Here is a 16,290-nt window from a genome sequence, read left to right on the forward strand (position 1 = left end):
CATGGCTGGTTTCTCCCTCGAACTCACCGAGGAGCAGCGGGACCTGCGCGAATGGGTGCACGGCTTCGCGAAGGACGTCGTACGGCCCGCCGCGAGCGAGTGGGACGAGCGCGAAGAGACCCCCTGGCCGGTGATCCAGGAGGCCGCGAAGATCGGCCTCTACGGCTTCGAGTCCCTGGCCGAGCTCTTCGCCGACCACACCGGGCTGTCCCTCCAGATAGCCAACGAGGAGCTGTTCTGGGGCGACGCCGGCATCGGCATGGCCCTCTTCGGCACCTCTCTCGCCGCCGCCGGCATCTTCTCCTCCGGCACCCCGGACCAGATGGTCGAGTGGCTGCCGGAGTGCTTCGGCGACGAGAACGACCCGAAGGTGGCGGCGTTCTGCGTCTCCGAGCCGGAGGCCGGCTCGGACGTGTCCGCGATGCGCACCAGGGCCCGTTACGACGAGGCCAAGGACGAGTGGGTGCTCAGCGGCCAGAAGGCGTGGATCACCAACGGCGGCATCGCCAATGTGCACGTCGTCGTGGCCTCCGTGGACCCCGAGCTCGGCGTCCGCGGCCAGGCCGCCTTCATCGTCCCGCCGGGCACGGCGGGCCTGGTCGGCAACCGCAAGATCAAGAAGCTGGGCCTGCGCGCCTCGCACACCGCGGACGTCTTCCTCGACGACGTACGGGTCCCGGGCCGCTGCCTGCTCGGCGGCAAGGAGAAGCTCGACGAGCGGCTCGCGCGGGCGCGTTCCGGCGACAAGGCCAAGGGCCAGGCGGCGATGGCCACCTTCGAGGTCAGCCGGCCGACGGTGGGCGCGCAGGCGCTGGGCATCGCGCGGGCGGCGTACGAGTACGCGCTGGAGTACGCGGGCGAGCGGGTGGCCTTCGGCCGCCCGATCATCGAGAACCAGTCGATCGCGTTCTCCCTCGCCGACATGCGTACGGAGATCGAGGCCGTCCGGCTGCTGATCTGGCAGGCCTCGTGGATGGCCCGTAACGACCAGGTCTTCGACGCCGGGCAGGGCTCGATGGCCAAGCTGCGGGCCGGCGAACTGGCCGTATCGGCAAGCGAGAAGGCCATCCAGATCCTCGGCGGCGCGGGCTACTCCCGCGAGCACCCCGTCGAGCGGATGTACCGCGACGCGAAGATCTACACCATCTTCGAGGGCACGAGTGAGATCCAGCGGCTGGTGATCGCACGGGCGATCTCCGGCAAGCACATCCGCTAGCGCTCGGCCACGTTCCACCAAGGAAGGGGGACCGGGGGCTGCCGCCCCCGGACCCCTCCGCACTTCCCGCCGCGGCCGCGGCGGCGGGCTTCTTCAGGAGGCCATGAGAATGAGTGCGTACCAAACCATCCTCGTCGGCACGGACGGCTCGCAGTCGTCCCTCGCGGCAGTCGCCAAAGCGGCGGAACTGGCAGCCGACAGCCAAGCCAAGCTCGTCATCGTCTGCGCGTACTACCCGATGCGCGGCCGCGACATGGCCCGCGCCCAGGACCAACTCGGCGACGAGGCCTACCAGATCGTCGGCTCGGCCCCGGCCGAGGACACCCTGCAGACCGCCCGCGACCGCGCCCTCGCGCACGGCGCGGTGGACCTGCAGACCATCGCCGTCCAGGGTGAGCCGGTGCCGACCCTGGTACGGGCCGGGCAGGACGCCGCAGCCGACCTCGTCGTGGTCGGCAACCGCGGCCTGCGCTCGCTGGCGGGGCGCCTCCTCGGGTCCGTACCGGCGGATGTGGCGCGGCGCTCCGGCACCGACGTGCTGATCGTCCACACGACATGACCCCGGAGGACGGCACGGACGATGCGCGCGAGCGCATCGAGTCCATCCTCCTCGGCGGCCGCCGCCGCTACGCCCGCGCCGACGTCACCGACGAATCCGGCGTCCCCGCCGACCGCACCCAGGCGATCTGGCGCGCGCTCGGCTTTCCCGTAACGCCCGAGGACGAAGTCGCCTTCACCGACGGCGACGTGTCCGCGCTGGCGGCCGGCGAGCGCTTCATCGACGCCGGTCTGATCACCGCGGACAGCGAGATGATGATGGCCAGGCAGCTCGGCCACCACCTGTCCCGGCTGGCCGAGTGGCAGGTGGTGACCATCTGGTCCTGGCTGGAGCGGCAGCCCGGACTCCAGGCGGACGACGAGGAGTTCGCGAAGCTCGTGGAGCTGCTGCTGCCCGAGCTGGAACGCCTCCAGAACCACGTCTGGCGCCGCCATCTCGCCGCCTACGCGGGCCGCGCCCTCGCCGCCCCCGACGAACCCGCCGCCGCCAGCCGGCTCGCCGTCGGCTTCACCGACATGGTCGGCTACACCCGCATGACCCGCGGCCTGTCCGAGGACCAGCTCAGCCACATCCTCGACCTCTTCGAATCCGCGGCCGGCGACGTGGTCGCCGACCACGGCGGCCGGATCGTGAAGACCATCGGCGACGAGGTCCTCTTCACCGCGGCGGACCCGGCCGCGGCGGCCGCCATCGCGCTCGACCTCACCGCCCGCGGCGGCGCCCAACTCCCCGACGGCATCCCGCAGCTGCGTACAGGGCTGGCCTACGGCCAGGTGCTCTCCCGCTACGGCGACGTCTACGGCCCTGTGGTCAACGCCGCCGCCCGGCTGACCTCCGTGGCCCGCCCGGGCACGGTCCTGTGCGACACCGAGTGCGCCGAGCGCCTCGCGGACACCAGTGAGCTCACCCTGCGCCCCCTGCGCCCTGTCTCGGTACGGGGCTACAGCCGGCTGCGCCCGGTGCTGCTGCGACGTCGCGCGCGCTGAACGGCCAGGCGGGCGGGGCGCACTGAGGCGCCTTAGCCCGCGCTGTGCCGTACCTACTACAGATCTAAGACCCCGTACCTACAGAGATGGGGCAGTCTCCCGATGTGGGGTCCCCCGCTGGGGTACGACTCTGGAAGAGACAAAAAAGAGCGATGAGTTTTAAGTTCAGGACCGGTCTACCCGAGTACTAGCTCCGAACCACACCGTAAGAAGAAGAGGATCCAAGAGGTGCATCATGTGTACTCACCAACCGCAGTGCCCGCCCGCCGACCACCGTGACCACGCGTCCGCACGCACCGTGTCCTTCCACCCTGAACAGGGCTGGAGCCTCCTGTGCAACGGCACCATCGTCTTCGACGACCTCGGCGAACTGGTGCCCGCCCACATCACATCCGCCGAACGCCGCGTCCCAGTGGCCGCGTAAGCGAGGTGCCGACCATGAGACAGCTGCAGCTCCGCCGCCCCGTACGGAAGACCACGACGCCCCAGCCGGACCTCCGCACCCCGTCCGGCCGGCCGCTCCCGTACTAGACCGCCACTAGACCTCTCCCACGCTCCCCCACAGGTGCTCGCGGCCGCGGCTCTCCAGCCGGAAGCCGAGGCCGCCGTCGCGCACCGGGCCCGAGCTGAAGGCGACCGAGGCCGGCAGCAGGATCGGCGCCTTGAAGGACACGTCCACGGCGTACGCGTCCGGCAGCCGGTCGCCGAGCTCCGCGAGGCTGCGGGCCTTGGACCACATGCCGTGGGCGATCGCCTTCGGGAAGCCGAAGAGCTTCGCCGTCAGCGGGCTCAGGTGGATGGGGTTCCGGTCGCCGGAGACCGCCGCGTATGAGCGGCCGGTGTTCCCCGGGATCTCCCACTGCGAGGTGGACCAGCCGTCGTCCCGCTCCGGCGCCGCCGCCAGGGCCGGGCCCTTCGCCCCGCCGCCCCGGCCGCCGCGGCTGAGATACGTGGACACCTCCCGCCACACCACTTCACCCGCCGTCGTCGTGCACTGCGCCGCCACCTCGAACGCCGCGCCCTTGGGGTGCTCGTACGGCTCGTTCACCCACACCTCGTAGCGCAGCCGCTCGTCCGCGGCGATCGGCCGCAGCTGCTCGATCCGGTTGCGGATGTGCACCAGCCCCAGCATCGGGAACGGGAAGTCCCGCGCCGTCATCAGCTGCATCGACATGGGGAAGGCGACGATGTGCGGATACGTCACCGGCAGCTGCTCGCCGGGCTTGAACCCGCACACCTGGGCGTACCGCAGCAGCCGCCGCTTGTCCGCGGCGATTCCGGTACGGACCAGGCCCCTGACCGGCACCGCACCGCCGGCGCCGCCGCGGCCCTTGGGCAGCAGCGCCTTCGCGTACAGCACCGGCAGCCGGGGCGCCGGGGTCTGCACCATCGCGTCGGGTCGTTGCATCGCCACGCGGCTCACGCTCCCAGGAGGGCCTGGCCGCACACGCGCAGCACCTGGCCGTTGACGGCCCCGCTGCCCGGGGAGGCGAAGAAGGCGACGGCCTCGGCGACATCGACCGGCCGGCCGCCCTGGTTGAGGCTGTTCATGCGGCGGCCTGCCTCGCGGATGAAGAGCGGGACGGCGGCGGTCATCTGGGTCTCGATGAAGCCGGGCGCGATGGCGTTGACCGTGATGGAACGGCTTTGTACGAGGGGGGCCTGGGCCTGCACGAGGCCGATCAGCCCCGCCTTGCTCGCCGCGTAGTTGGTCTGGCCGACGTTGCCCGCGATGCCGCTGATCGACGAGGTGCAGATGATCCGGCCGCCGTCGCGCAGCACCGGGGCATCGCCGTCCAGCAGGCGGGCGTTGATGCGCTCCACGGCCGCGAGGTTGACGCCGATCACGGACTCCCAGCGGGCGGTGTCCATGCGGCCGAGGGTCTTGTCCCGCGTAATCCCGGCATTGTGGACGACGATGTCGACGCCGCCGTGCTTGGCGCTCAGGTGCCCGGCGAGCCGGCTGTCCGCGGCGGCCTCGGTGATGTCCAGCTCCAGCGCGGTGCCGCCGATGCGGGCCGCGACGGCCTTCAGGTCCGCGGACTGGGCCGGGATGTCGAGGCATACGACCTGCGCCCCGTCCCGGGCCAGGGTCTCGGCGACGACCGCGCCGATGCCCCGCGAAGCCCCGGTGACCAGCGCGGTCTTGCCGTCCAGCGGCCGCTCCCAGTCGGCGGGGGCGGTGACCGTGCCCGCCGCGCCGATCCGCAGCGCCTGCCCGGACACGTACGCGGAACGGGCCGACAGCGCGAACCGCAGCACCGCTTCGAGCGCGCCCTCCGCACCCGGCTCCACGTGCAGCAGGTGCGCGGTGGCGCCGCGGCGCAGCTCCTTGCCGGCCGAGCGGACGAAGCCCTCCAGCGCGCGCTGGGCGGTCGCCTCCCGGATGCCGGTGATCGACTCGGGGGGTGTGCCCAACACCACAAGGCGCCCGCAGGGGGCGAGCGACCGGATCCGGGAGTGGAAGAACGCGTGCAGCTCCACGAGCCGCTCGCTGGCGGTGATGCCGGTGGCGTCGAAGACCAGCGCATGCGGCCTGCCGCCCTCGCCCGCGACCTCGACGCCGAGGGATTCCAGCAGCTCGCGCACGGGTTTCCCGAGCCGCCCGCCCTCCGGCCCGCCCACCGCGACGGGGCCCGCGGCGACCGGGTCCCCGGCCTGGTGACGGCGCAGCGACTCCGGGCGCGGCAGGCCAAGTCGCTTGGCCAGAAAGCCTCCGGGACCCGAGGCCGTGAATTTCTGGTAGCGATCGGCCATTGCAATCCTCCTTACGGCTGAGTAAGTCTACTGAAGAGTAAAGTTAGCGAGCCCGCGCCACAAGGAGTAGCTGTCACATGACTTCCAGCCCGCGCCGTGCAGCAGTCATCGGCGGCAACCGGATCCCGTTCGCCCGCTCGGACGGCGCGTACGCGACCGCCTCGAACCAGCAGATGCTCACCGCGGCCCTCGACGGCCTGGTGGATCGCTACGGCCTGCAGGGCGAGGTGCTCGGCGAGTTCGTCGCCGGTGCCGTGCTCAAGCACGCCCGCGACTTCAACCTTGCGCGGGAGACGGTGCTCGGCAGCAAGCTCGACCACCGCACCCCGGCGTACGACGTGCAGCAGGCCTGCGGGACCGGCCTGGAGGCGGTCATCCTCGTCGCCAACAAGATCGCCCTCGGCCAGATCGAGGCCGGCGTCGCGGGCGGCGTGGACACGACCAGCGACGCGCCGCTCGGCGTCAACGACGACCTGCGCAAGCTGCTGCTCAAGGCCCGCCGGCAGAAGACCCTCGGCAAGCGGATCGGCGCGCTCACCGGCGTCCGGCCGAAGCACGTCGTGCCCGACATGCCGCAGAACGCAGAGCCGCGCACCGGCCTTTCCATGGGCGAGCACGCGGCCCGTACGGCCAAGGAGTGGGGCATCGCGCGGCAGGCGCAGGACGAGCTCGCGGCGGCCAGCCACCAGCGGCTGGCGGCGGCGTACGAGAACGGCTTCTTCGACGACCTGATCACGCACTTCCGGGGCCTGCAACGGGACGAGAACCTGCGGCCGGACTCGACGCCGGAGAAGCTGGCCCGGCTGAAGCCGGTCTTCGGCAAGGACCTCGGCGACGCCGCGACCATGACCGCGGGCAACTCCACCCCGCTCACCGACGGCGCCTCCACGGTGCTGCTGGCGAGCGAGGAGTGGGCGGAGGCACACGGGCTGCCGGTGCTGGCGTACGTCAGCTTCGCCCGTACCGGAGCGGTGGACTTCGTGGAGGGGCGGGACGGGCTGCTGACCGCGCCGGTGTACACCGTGCCGCGGCTGGTCGAGGCCGCCGGTGTGCAGCTCGCCGACTTCGATCTCTACGAGATTCACGAGGCCTTCGCATCCCAGGTCTTGGCCACCCTCGCCGCCTGGGAGGACGCTGCCTTCTGCAAGGACCGCCTCGGCCTGGACGGCGCCTTCGGCACCGTCGACCGCGACCGGCTGAACGTCAACGGCTCGTCCCTCGGCACCGGCCACCCCTTCGCCGCCACCGGCGGCCGCATCGTCGCGACGCTGGCGAAGCTGCTGCACGAGCGCTCGCAGGGCTCCGACGAGCCGGTACGGGGCCTGATCTCCATCTGCGCGGCGGGCGGCCTTGGGGTTACGGCCGTACTGGAGCGCTGATCCACCGACCACAGCGGAGCTGAAGGAGCAGACGATGGGCGTACGTCAAGACCTCAAGACCGCCAAGAAGCGTGGCGACCTGGCCGACCGGGTGACCGTGGAGCTGATCCGCGAGGACGGTGTGGTGCGGGAGGCGCGCGCCTCCCACCTGGTCGCCCCGGCCACATCGGGCAGCGTCGCGGACATCCCGTACGCGAACGCCGCCGACGACCCGTCCGCGGTCGTCATCCGCCGCAAGGAGGGCGACCGCTGGCGGCCGGTCACCGCGGACACCTTCGCGCGGGAGGTGACCGCGGCGGCGAAGGGCCTCATCGCGGCCGGGCTGCAGCCGGGCGGGCGGGTCGCGCTGATGTCCCGTACCCGCTACGAGTGGTGCGTGCTGGACTTCGCGATCTGGGCGGCGGGCGGCCAGACCGTCCCGATCTACGCGACCTCCTCGGCCGAGCAGATCACCTGGATCCTGCAGGACTCGGGCGCGATGCACCTGGTCTGCGAGACCCCGGAGAACGCGGCGACGGTCGCGGACGCGGTGGCCGGGCTGCCGGAGGCGCCGCAGGTGTGGCAGCTGGACGATGGCGCGATGGCGTCGCTGGCGGCGCAGGGGCGGGACGTAACGGACGAGGAGGTGACCAAGCGCCGGGCTTCGCTTACGCCGGACACGATCGCGACGCTGGTCTATACGTCGGGCACGACGGGCCGCCCGAAGGGCTGCGTCCTGACGCACGGCAACCTGCACGCGGAGGCGTCGAACACGATCGAGCTGCTCTACCCGGTCTTCCGCGAGGTGACGGGCCAGGAGGCGTCGACGCTGCTCTTCCTCCCCCTCGCCCACATCCTCGGCCGTACGATCCAGATCGCCTGTCTCTCCGCCAAGATCCAGATAGGCCACTGGCCGTCGATCAAGCCGGACGAGCTGCGGCCGGAGTTCAAGACCTTCAAGCCGACCTTCGTCATCGGCGTCCCGTATCTCTTCGAGAAGATCCACGACACCGGGCGGGCGATGGCCGAGAAGATGGGCCGCGGGTCGTCCTTCCAGCGGGCGCACAACATCGCGGTGAAGTTCGGCCAGGCGTATCTGGACAAGTTCCTGGAGACCGGCAAGGGCCCGGGGCTCGGCCTGACCGCGGCCTGGGGCCTGTACGACCTGCTGGTCTACCGCCGCATCCGCAAGGAGCTGGGCGGCAAGCTGAGTTACGCGATCAGCGGCGGCTCACCGCTGGACCGCGACCTGAACCTCTTCTTCTACGCGGCCGGGGTCGTCATCTACGAGGGCTACGGCCTCACCGAGACGACCGCGGCGGCCACGATCATCCCGCCGCTGCAGCCACGCCCGGGGACGGTCGGCCAGCCGGTGCCCGGCACCTCGGTCCGGATCGCCGACGACGGTGAGGTGCTGATCAAGGGCGGGATCGTCTTCGGCTCGTACTGGAACAACCCGAACGCGACGAGCGCGGTGAAGCAGGACGAGTGGTTCGCGACGGGTGACCTGGGGTCGCTGGACGACGAGGGCTATCTGAAGATCACCGGCCGCAAGAAGGACATCCTCATCACGACGGGCGGCAAGAACGTCGCACCGGCCGTCCTGGAGGACCGGATGCGCAGCCAGCCCCCGGTCGGCCAGGTGATGGTGGTCGGCGACAAGCGCCCCTTCATCGGCGCGCTGGTCACACTGGAGGAAGAGGCGATGGACCACTGGCTCGCGGTCCGCAAGCGCCCCAAGGACACCCCACTGTCACAGCTGCGCGAGGACCCGGAGCTGCTGGCGGACGTCCAGAAGGCGGTCGACTACGCGAACCAGGCGGTGTCGAAGGCGGAGTCCATCCGCAAGTTCACCATCATCGACGGCGGCTTCACCGAGGAGAACGGGATGCTGACACCGTCGCTGAAGGTCAAGCGGCATGCGGTGATGGCGGCTTACGGGGACGAGGTGGAGGCGCTTTACGCGGGGTGAGCCGCTTCGGTCTCAGGAATCGCCCTGCCGCTCCAGCGACTTGCTGACCAGTTCCGCCCGCTTGCCCGGCGGAAGCGCGGGATGGCGGGCCGCCTCCGAATACGGCTCGGTCTGCTGGAGGAGGCTCTGGAGCGACAGGGCGTGCTCGCCGTGCATCTGCTTGGAGAGGCCGAAGGGGGAGCGCTCGTCGGGCGGCGTCTCCCCGGACTTGCCCATGATCTCGCCGGTGCCGATGGCCTTGCCGTCGTACGGGAGGACGCCGCCGCCGTGCATCGGCCACCAGGCCGCGGGGTCGCCTTTGAGCGGGCTGTCGAAGACTAGGGGACCCAGGTACCGGTGCCCCGTCGTGATCCAGGGCTCGCAGGGCACCTCCCACAGCCGGGCGCGGAAGGAGTGCGGCAGCTTCTTCGCGCCGGGGCGGCTGTGCAGCACCTTGTCGACGACGAGTTCGGCGGTGCGCGTCTCCTTCTCCTCCGTGGGTTTTTCGCTGCCCTTGCGGACGTGGTAGATCGCGACGTGGTCGCCGAACGACACCCAGTCCTGCGCGCTCTCGGCCGGGAGCTGGTAGGCGGGGTCGTAGGTCGCGTCGGCGTCGTCGCAGCCGTGATAGCGGCCGTCGTCACCGTCGTCGAGCAGGGCGTAGACGCCGGTGGCCCCCGCCGCGAGCACCACCGCACTGGCGAGCGCCACCGCCCGCCGCCCCTGGAACCAGCCGGTCCAACCCATGCCGTCCTCCCAGGACTCGCCCGCCCGTCGCCGCTTCGACGTGCGGGGCGTCCTGGAGGTTGCAGGACTACTCCTCCTCGGGCAGATGGGTCTTCGCGGACTCGTATCCGGCGGCCGCGGGCGCCTCGGCGGGTGCGTACAGCAGGTCGAGCACGCCGGTCGAGAAGGTGGCGGACGAGACGAGCCGGAGCGGGATCGGGGTGTCGGCCTCGTCGAAGAGGCGGAGGCCCTTGCGGACGGCGATGGGGTGGACGAGCAGGTGCAGCTCGTCGAGGAGGCCGGCGGCGAGCAGCTGCCGCACGATGGAGACCGAGCCGCTGAGGCCGATGATGCCGTCGCCGGGCTCGTTCTTCAGCGCGGTGACGGTCTCGGTGAAGTCGCCGGCGAACTGCTCGGAGTTGCGCCAGTGGAAGTCGAGCTTGGAGCGGGAGAGGACGATCTTCCGCGCGTCCCCGAGCTTCTTCGCGAAGTGCGCGTCGGGCCCACCCCCGGCCTCGCGCCCCGGCCAGGCGCCGGCGAAGCTGTCGTACGTCCTGCGGCCGAAGAGAATCGTGTCGGCGGCACCGATGCGGGCGTCGACGGAGGCCCCCATCTCGTCGTTGAAGTACGGGAAGTGCCACTGGTCGGGCGCCTCGACGACCCCGTCGAGCGAGGTGAAAAGACTGGCAGTGATCTTCTTCATGAGCTGCCTCCTGGTGGGTTCGGCCAACTGGACAGACCGGCACCCGCGCCGAAAGTCATCGGCCCACCGGGAAGACGGCACCGGGCGCCGCGTAATCGACGGGCCCGGCGAACCGCGCCGCCGCCCCGGCCACCGCCTCCTCCGGCGTCAGCGACCGCCCGACATGCGTCACGACCAGCCGCCCGGCCCCGGCCGCCGCCGCGGTGTCACCGGCCTCGGCGGGGGTGTGGTGCACGGGTGGATCCGCATCCGCACCCGCACCCGCTATCGCGCTGTCCGCCTCGCACAGCAGCACATCGCAGCCCCGCGCCAGCCGCGTCAGCCCGGCACACGGCGCCGTATCGCCGGAGTACACGAGCGACCGGCCCTCGCCGTCCTCGGCCCGTACGGCAAAGGCGGGCATCCCGTGCGCCACCGCCGCGGTGGTGAGCGTGAGGGCGCCGACCCGTACGCGATGGCCGTCGTGCAGCTCCGTCACCGCGAAGGCGGCTTCGACCGGGCTGCGGTCCGGGCCGTTGGTGAGGAAGTGCGCGAGCCGGTCCGCGATGCCCGGCGGCCCGTACAGCGGCAGCGGCGCGGGCAGTTTCACGTCGGCGTAGAGCGCCGCGTAGTAGGCGGTCAGCAGGTCCGCGCTGTGGTCGGCGTGCAGGTGCGAGATCCAGATGGCGTCCAGCTCGTCCAGCCGCGCATACCGCTGCAGCGCCCCGAGCGTGCCGCTGCCCGCGTCCACCCAGACGCGGGTGTCGCCGGCGGTGACCAGATAGCCGGAGCACGGGTTGCCGTCGGCGGCGTAAGGGGTGGCGCTGCCGAGGACGGTGAGGGTGATCATTGGGGGATTGTAGGGGGATTGCAGGGGTCCGATTCGTTCAAGACCGTGGAGGTCGTGGCGGGCTAGCGTCGGCTCCATGAACACTGTCAGCAGGGAATCCCGGCACGTCAGCGTCTTCATCGACCGGCCCGTCGCCGCCGTGTACGGCTACGCGTCCGACCCGGGCAATCTGCCCGCGTGGGCCCACGGGCTGAGCGGGGCGATCGAGAAGGTGGACGGGCAGTGGGTGGCTCAGTCGCCGATGGGGCGGGTCGTGGTGGCGTTTGCGGCCCCTAATGACCTGGGCGTGCTCGATCACGACGTCACGCTGCCCTCCGGGGAGACCGTCTACAACCCGGTCCGGGTGCTCGCCGACGGCGACGCCGCGAGCGAGGTGGTCTTCACCATCCGCCGGCGGGCGGAGATGAGCGACGACGACCTCCGGCGCGATGCCGCCACCGTCGCGGCCGATCTGGAGCGGCTCAAGGAGATCGTCGAGTCCGCCTGAGGGTGCGGGAGCGGTCGGCCTGGGCGTAGAGGATGGCGGTCGCTTCGGCGGCGGGGCGGAGGCGGGCCGCGGTGGTGGCGTTGGCGCCGTCCTCGACGTGGATGTCGGCGAGGCCGAGCCGGCGTTCCCAGGGGCCCTGGGTGAGACGGACGGACTGCACCTTGGCGTGCGGGACCAGGGTCATCGACCGCCTGAGGAGCCCGCGGCGTACGACGAAGACCGACTCGGTGACCCCGTGCCCGTACCCGCGCCACCACAGCGGCGCGCACCAGCGCGCGGCCCGCGGCACCCCGCGCGTACAGGCGCGCGCGGCGGCCAGGTCGACGCCGGGCAGCACCCGCGCGAGCACGCGCTCGGCGTCCTCGTACGAACCCACCGGCAGCAGCAGCCCGCCCTTCTCCTTGTCCTGGCCCGCGACGCCCAGGGTGATCCGCACCCAGCGGCGGCGGCGCCACAGCAGCGGCTCGGCGATGGTGACCGCCTGGACCCGGCCCAGCGGCACGGTGGCGTGGTCGCGGTCGAGCAGGCCGTGGTCGAGGCGCAGCCCGTCGGCGGAGTCGTCGATGGTCCAGCCGTACTCGGTCAGGAGCCGGTTCCCGCTGGCCGACCACACCCAGCCGGTCAGCGGCAGCCCGGCGCCGATCACGGCCCATGGGCTGCCGGTCCAGATCCACAGGAGCGCCGGCACCACGGCAAGACCGGCCAGCGCGCTCCAGCAGGAGCCGGACAGCAGGACGGAGAGGACGAGCGTCCGGCGGTCGAGGGCGTACAGCCGCCGGGCGGGAGCCGCGCCAGGCCCGGGCTTCCCGGGGAGCCCGGGCTCCTGCGGCGCATCCGGCGCGCTACCGGGGGCGTTGCCCGCGCTGCGGGCGAGGAGTTCGGCGCGCAGCACGGCGGCGTCCTGCACGCCGAGGAAGGCCAGCTCGTCCTTCTTCTCCGTGCCGACGACGTCCAGCTTCAGCTTGGACACCCCGGTCAGGCGCGCGAACAGCGGCCGGGACACGTCGATCGCCTGGATCCGGTCGAGCCGGATATGCGCGGTGCGGCGGAAGAGCAGGCCCGTACGGACGCGCAGCTCGGTCTCGGTGACCGCGAAGCCGGTGTACCACCAGGACAGGAATCCGTACGCGACGGCGACCGGCAGCAGCACGACGAAGGCGAGCACCAGCCAGCCCACGGACAGCTCGGTGATCCACGTCCGGGCCTGCTCGAAGTCGCGCACCGCGAAGGCGGCCAGCGCCGCGACCGGCGCCCAGGCGCGGCGCCAGGGGGTTATCCAGTGCAGGCGGCGGCCGTTCTCCAGATCGCTGACCTTCACAGCCCCGCCGACCTCGCCTCGCCCAGCTCGGTGAGCCGGTCGCGCAGCCGCTCCGCCTCCGCCGGGGAGAGCCCGGGGATGGTGGCGTCGGTGGCGGCCGCGGCGGTGTGCAACTCCAGCGAGCACAGCCCGTACTTGCGCTCCAGCGGCCCCGAGGAGACCTCGACCAGCTGCATCCGCCCGTACGGCACGACGGTCTCCTCGCGCCACATGACGCCACGCTGGAGCAGCAGGTCGTCGCCGCGCTCGGCATACCGCCAGGACGCCCAGTTACGCGCCAGCGCCCACCACCCCCACAGCACCACCGCCGCCGGCAGCGCCGCGAAGGCCGCCCACCCCCACCCGGCCAGCAGCCCCGGCAGCAACCCGACGGCCACCGTCACCGGCACCATCACCAGCAGCAGGACCAGCCGCCGCATGGCCAGCAACCCGGCCTCCACCCCACGCCAGCCGGGCTCCCCTTCTGGCGGTCCGACCTGCGGCGCCCCCGTGATCTCCATACCGTCAGCCTAGGCCGGTCCCCGACCCGCCCGTGTCAGCCGTGAGGAGGAGGTGCGTCGGGTCAGAGGACGATCTCGGCCAGGCGGGCGATCTCGTCGAGGTCGTCGGTTCCGGGGCGCGTCGCGCAGCGATTCCGCGTCGGTGTGCACGCCGCCGACGACGCTGCGCGGGCCGTCAGCCGTCAGACAGTGCGCGCCGGAGAGGTCAGGACGGCGACGGCGTCGTCGAGTGTCGGCGGCTGAGCGGGAGGGGCGCCTTCGTACCAGCCGTGCGGCATGATCGACTGGAGGTAGGTCCCGGCCGGCCGGATGTCGCTGTGCACCATGTGGAAATGGACCACGTCGCGGAGCAGCGCGGCGTCGGCCGCATCGCCGGCCGCGTCCAGGGCCAGGGCCCCGTTGTGCAGCACGGCCAGCTGGTTGCTCAGGTCGCCTTCGTCGATGAAGCGCCGCAGCGAGATCTGCAGCAGGGGCAGCGCTTCGCCGTCTCCCGCGTCGACCAGGGTCTGGGCCAGCATGAGCTCGCTGAGCGCGGCCGTCCAGACCTTCCCGCAGGCGTCGGCGAGCCGCACGGCGGCCCGCAGCCGCTGCCTGCCCTCGGCGATGCGGCCGGCCATGACGAGGGCGGCGCCCCACGCCATCGTGGCGCCCGGAATCAGCCAGGCGGTCTGCGTCTCGGTGGCGATGGCGTGCGCCTCGGCCGCCGCGGTCAGCGCGATCGCCGGGTCGCCTCCCGGCAGCTGGACCAGAGCCTGGTAGTAGCGGGCTTCGGCGAGCAGGCTGCGGTGTTCCGGCTCCGAGCCCACCGCCAGGACCGCTTCGGACAGCATGCGCCGTGCCGTGGTGACGTCGCCGGTGAAGTACAAGAGGCCGGCCGACGCGGTCCTGGCCCGCACGATGTCGTCGAGCGGGGCGTCCGGCGCGGCGGCCAGGGCTGCGGTCAGCATCCGGTTGCCCTCGGCGAGCAGACCGCTGCGGATCCAGAACCACATGAGCCGCGCGGCCGTACGCAATGCCTCGGCCGGGGCCTGCGTCAGGTCGTGCGCGAGCCCCGCGCGCAGGTTCGGCAGCTCCAGCCGCAGCGCCGCCATCGTGGCCGCGGACCGTACGCCCTGCAGATCGCCCACGGCCCTGGCGGCCAGCTCGCGGACCCAGACGGCGTGGGCGGCCCGGGTCGCCGCCGGATCTTTGTCCACGGACCGGCAGTACGCCCGGATCGTCTCCAGCATCCGATAGCGCGCCGTGCCGCCGCCGGTCTCCGCGGTGACCACGGACTGGTCGACCAGCGAGACGAGCGAGCCGACCGTGCCGCGCCCGGCGGCGGCCGCGGCCTCCAGGGGAAAGCCACCCTCGTACGGCCAGAGCCGCACCGCGAGGTCACGCTCGTCGCCGGAGAGCAGAACGAAGCTCCAGGCGACGGCCTCCTGCAACGTCGCGTGCGGGGTCATCGTGCCGTACGGGATCCGGCCCAGCACGGTGAAACGGTCGTCCAGTTGCTCGATCAGCCCCCGTACGCCGAAGGTCCGCACCCGCGCCGCCGCCAGTTCCAGGGCCAGCGGCAGCCGGTCCAGCGCGTCGGCGAGGCGGCGCAGATCCCGGCGGTCGGCGTCCTGCGCGAACCAGCCGGGCCGGCCCGCGCGGATGCGATCGGCCAGCAGCGTCACGGCGTCGTCGGCGGCCAGCGGCCCGAGCGGCAGCGTGTGCTCGCCGTCGACGCCGAGCGGGCTGCGGCTGGTGGCCACCACCCGCAACGCGGGAATCCGGTCGAGCAGGTCGACGACGAGCCGGGCCACCTCGTCGGCGAGGTGCTCGCAGTTGTCGAGCACCAAGGGTTCCCCGCGCAGGCGCAGCCGCTTGACGAGCGCCTCGTACGGGTCCCCGGCGAACCCGGTGACGCCGACCGCCGCGGCGACCGCCGAGACCAGGGGGGCGGGGTCGGCCACGTCGGCGAGCCGGACGACGGCGTCCCGCCCGGCCCATTCCACGGCCAAGCGGGTCTTGCCCGCTCCGGCGGGCCCGACGACGGTGACGAGCCGATGCGTGCCGACGAGGCCGTCCAGCAGGGCCAGATCGGCGTCGCGGCCGATGAACGACGACAGCGGCCGGTCACCGGGCGCCGCGGCCGCGCCGCCGCCGGCCGCCAGGGCCGGGTCCTGCGCCAGGATCCGGGCTTCGAGCTGCCGCAGCTCCGGTCCGGGGTCGACGCCCAACTCCTCGGCAAGCAGGGTCCGGACCCGGCGCACCGCCTTCAGGGCGTCGGCCTGGCGTCCCGAACGGTAGAGCGCCAGCGCCAGCAACTGCCAACGGCGTTCGCGGTACGGCGCGGCGTGCACCAGCAACTCCAGCATCGCCACCGCACCGGCGTGGTCGCCGGTGGCCAGCAGCGCCGCGGCGCCCTCCTCCTGGGCGCTGTCGCGCTGTTCCACCAGGGCGGCACGGACCGCGGTCGTCGATTCGTCGTCGGCCAGCTCCTCGTACGGGGTCCCGCGCCACAACCGCAGCGCCGCGTCGAAGGCTTCGTGCGCCTCGGCGCTGCGGTCGCCGGCTGCCAGCGCACGGGCGCGGACCAGGTGGCCACGAAACCGTTCGACGTCGGTGTCGGTGTCGGTGTCGGCGGCAAGGAGCCGATAGCCGCCGGCGGCGCGCTGCAACGCCGTGCCCGGCAGCACCCGGCGCAGCCGGGATACGTACACCTGCAGGGCGCCCGCGGGATTGCGTGGCGGGCGCTCCCCCCACAGCCCTTCGGCCAGGACGTCCTCCGAGACCGGCCGTCCTTCCGCGGCGATCAGCATCGCCAGTAGCCTGCGGGGCAGCCGGCCCCCGACATCGACCGGCTGATCGCCCGCACGGACCTCGAGCGGACCCAGCACCGCAAACGTCAGCACCGCATCATGTAAGCC

At 72.4% G+C, this 16,290-nt stretch carries 15 protein-coding genes; 7 read left to right on the forward strand and 8 right to left on the reverse strand.

The features are described from left to right. Window position 1: 1 nt before the first annotated feature. The 4 genes from ACNNMR_RS18645 to ACNNMR_RS18660 all read left to right on the forward strand — a co-directional run bounded on the left by ACNNMR_RS18645 (window position 2) and on the right by ACNNMR_RS18660 (window position 3,185). Window positions 2-1,216 carry an acyl-CoA dehydrogenase family protein gene (locus ACNNMR_RS18645; protein ID WP_419995760.1) on the forward strand — a complete coding sequence of 405 codons (1,215 nt, stop codon included), beginning with the start codon at window positions 2-4 and terminating at the stop codon, window positions 1,214-1,216. A gap of 109 nt (window positions 1,217-1,325) precedes the next feature. Continuing rightward, complete coding sequence (locus tag ACNNMR_RS18650; protein WP_419995761.1) at window positions 1,326-1,775, forward strand: universal stress protein; 450 nt, start codon at window positions 1,326-1,328, stop codon at window positions 1,773-1,775. Then, window positions 1,772-2,761, forward strand: coding sequence for an adenylate/guanylate cyclase domain-containing protein (locus ACNNMR_RS18655; RefSeq protein WP_419995762.1), 990 nt, complete (start codon window positions 1,772-1,774; stop codon window positions 2,759-2,761). The genes ACNNMR_RS18650 and ACNNMR_RS18655 overlap by 4 nt, the downstream gene beginning before the upstream one ends. A gap of 235 nt (window positions 2,762-2,996) precedes the next feature. Further along, window positions 2,997-3,185 carry a DUF5999 family protein gene (locus ACNNMR_RS18660; protein ID WP_419995763.1) on the forward strand — a complete coding sequence of 63 codons (189 nt, stop codon included), beginning with the start codon at window positions 2,997-2,999 and terminating at the stop codon, window positions 3,183-3,185. A gap of 114 nt (window positions 3,186-3,299) precedes the next feature. On the opposite strand, the gene ACNNMR_RS18665 is transcribed toward ACNNMR_RS18660, so the two are convergent. Next, window positions 3,300-4,169 (reverse strand): MaoC family dehydratase, encoded by an 870-nt coding sequence (locus tag ACNNMR_RS18665; RefSeq protein ID WP_420000404.1) that lies wholly within the window; start codon window positions 4,167-4,169, stop codon window positions 3,300-3,302. 11 nt (window positions 4,170-4,180) lie between these two features. Then, on the reverse strand, window positions 4,181-5,518 hold the full coding sequence (locus tag ACNNMR_RS18670; protein WP_419995764.1) for a 3-oxoacyl-ACP reductase: 1,338 nt from the start codon (window positions 5,516-5,518) through the stop codon (window positions 4,181-4,183). Between the two features lie 77 nt (window positions 5,519-5,595). Between ACNNMR_RS18670 and ACNNMR_RS18675 the strand changes: the two genes are divergently transcribed. Both ACNNMR_RS18675 and ACNNMR_RS18680 read left to right on the forward strand, forming a co-directional pair. Further along, window positions 5,596-6,897 carry an acetyl-CoA C-acetyltransferase gene (locus ACNNMR_RS18675; protein ID WP_419995765.1) on the forward strand — a complete coding sequence of 434 codons (1,302 nt, stop codon included), beginning with the start codon at window positions 5,596-5,598 and terminating at the stop codon, window positions 6,895-6,897. A 34-nt stretch (window positions 6,898-6,931) separates the two neighbouring features. Next, on the forward strand, window positions 6,932-8,848 hold the full coding sequence (locus tag ACNNMR_RS18680; protein WP_419995766.1) for an AMP-dependent synthetase/ligase: 1,917 nt from the start codon (window positions 6,932-6,934) through the stop codon (window positions 8,846-8,848). A gap of 12 nt (window positions 8,849-8,860) precedes the next feature. On the opposite strand, the gene ACNNMR_RS18685 is transcribed toward ACNNMR_RS18680, so the two are convergent. The 3 genes from ACNNMR_RS18685 to ACNNMR_RS18695 all read right to left on the reverse strand — a co-directional run bounded on the left by ACNNMR_RS18685 (window position 8,861) and on the right by ACNNMR_RS18695 (window position 11,085). Next, window positions 8,861-9,574, reverse strand: coding sequence for a hypothetical protein (locus ACNNMR_RS18685; RefSeq protein ID WP_419995767.1), 714 nt, complete (start codon window positions 9,572-9,574; stop codon window positions 8,861-8,863). A 67-nt stretch (window positions 9,575-9,641) separates the two neighbouring features. Continuing rightward, window positions 9,642-10,256, reverse strand: coding sequence for a dihydrofolate reductase family protein (locus ACNNMR_RS18690; RefSeq protein ID WP_419995768.1), 615 nt, complete (start codon window positions 10,254-10,256; stop codon window positions 9,642-9,644). A 55-nt stretch (window positions 10,257-10,311) separates the two neighbouring features. Beyond that, the gene (locus ACNNMR_RS18695) at window positions 10,312-11,085 is read right to left on the reverse strand and encodes an MBL fold metallo-hydrolase (RefSeq protein WP_419995769.1); all 774 of its coding nucleotides are present in this window, start codon (window positions 11,083-11,085) and stop codon (window positions 10,312-10,314) included. Window positions 11,086-11,161: 76 nt separating this feature from the next. On the opposite strand from ACNNMR_RS18695, the gene ACNNMR_RS18700 reads away from it, so the two are divergent. After that, on the forward strand, window positions 11,162-11,572 hold the full coding sequence (locus ACNNMR_RS18700) for an SRPBCC family protein (protein WP_419995770.1): 411 nt from the start codon (window positions 11,162-11,164) through the stop codon (window positions 11,570-11,572). On the opposite strand, the gene ACNNMR_RS18705 is transcribed toward ACNNMR_RS18700, so the two are convergent. The 3 genes from ACNNMR_RS18705 to ACNNMR_RS18715 form a co-directional block, all read right to left on the reverse strand. Then, complete coding sequence (locus ACNNMR_RS18705) at window positions 11,547-12,890, reverse strand: PH domain-containing protein (protein ID WP_419995771.1); 1,344 nt, start codon at window positions 12,888-12,890, stop codon at window positions 11,547-11,549. The two genes, ACNNMR_RS18700 and ACNNMR_RS18705, sit on opposite strands and share 26 nt — an antisense overlap. After that, window positions 12,887-13,390: a PH domain-containing protein gene (locus ACNNMR_RS18710; RefSeq protein WP_419995772.1), complete on the reverse strand. Its 504-nt coding sequence runs from the start codon at window positions 13,388-13,390 to the stop codon at window positions 12,887-12,889. Before ACNNMR_RS18710 ends, ACNNMR_RS18705 begins: the two co-directional genes overlap by 4 nt. A gap of 182 nt (window positions 13,391-13,572) precedes the next feature. After that, window positions 13,573-16,275: a BTAD domain-containing putative transcriptional regulator gene (locus ACNNMR_RS18715; protein ID WP_419995773.1), complete on the reverse strand. Its 2,703-nt coding sequence runs from the start codon at window positions 16,273-16,275 to the stop codon at window positions 13,573-13,575. Between the last annotated feature and the right edge of the window lie 15 nt (window positions 16,276-16,290).

Origin of the sequence: Streptomyces boninensis, from assembly GCF_048572725.1 — a bacterium.
GTDB lineage: Bacteria > Actinomycetota > Actinomycetes > Streptomycetales > Streptomycetaceae > Streptomyces > Streptomyces boninensis.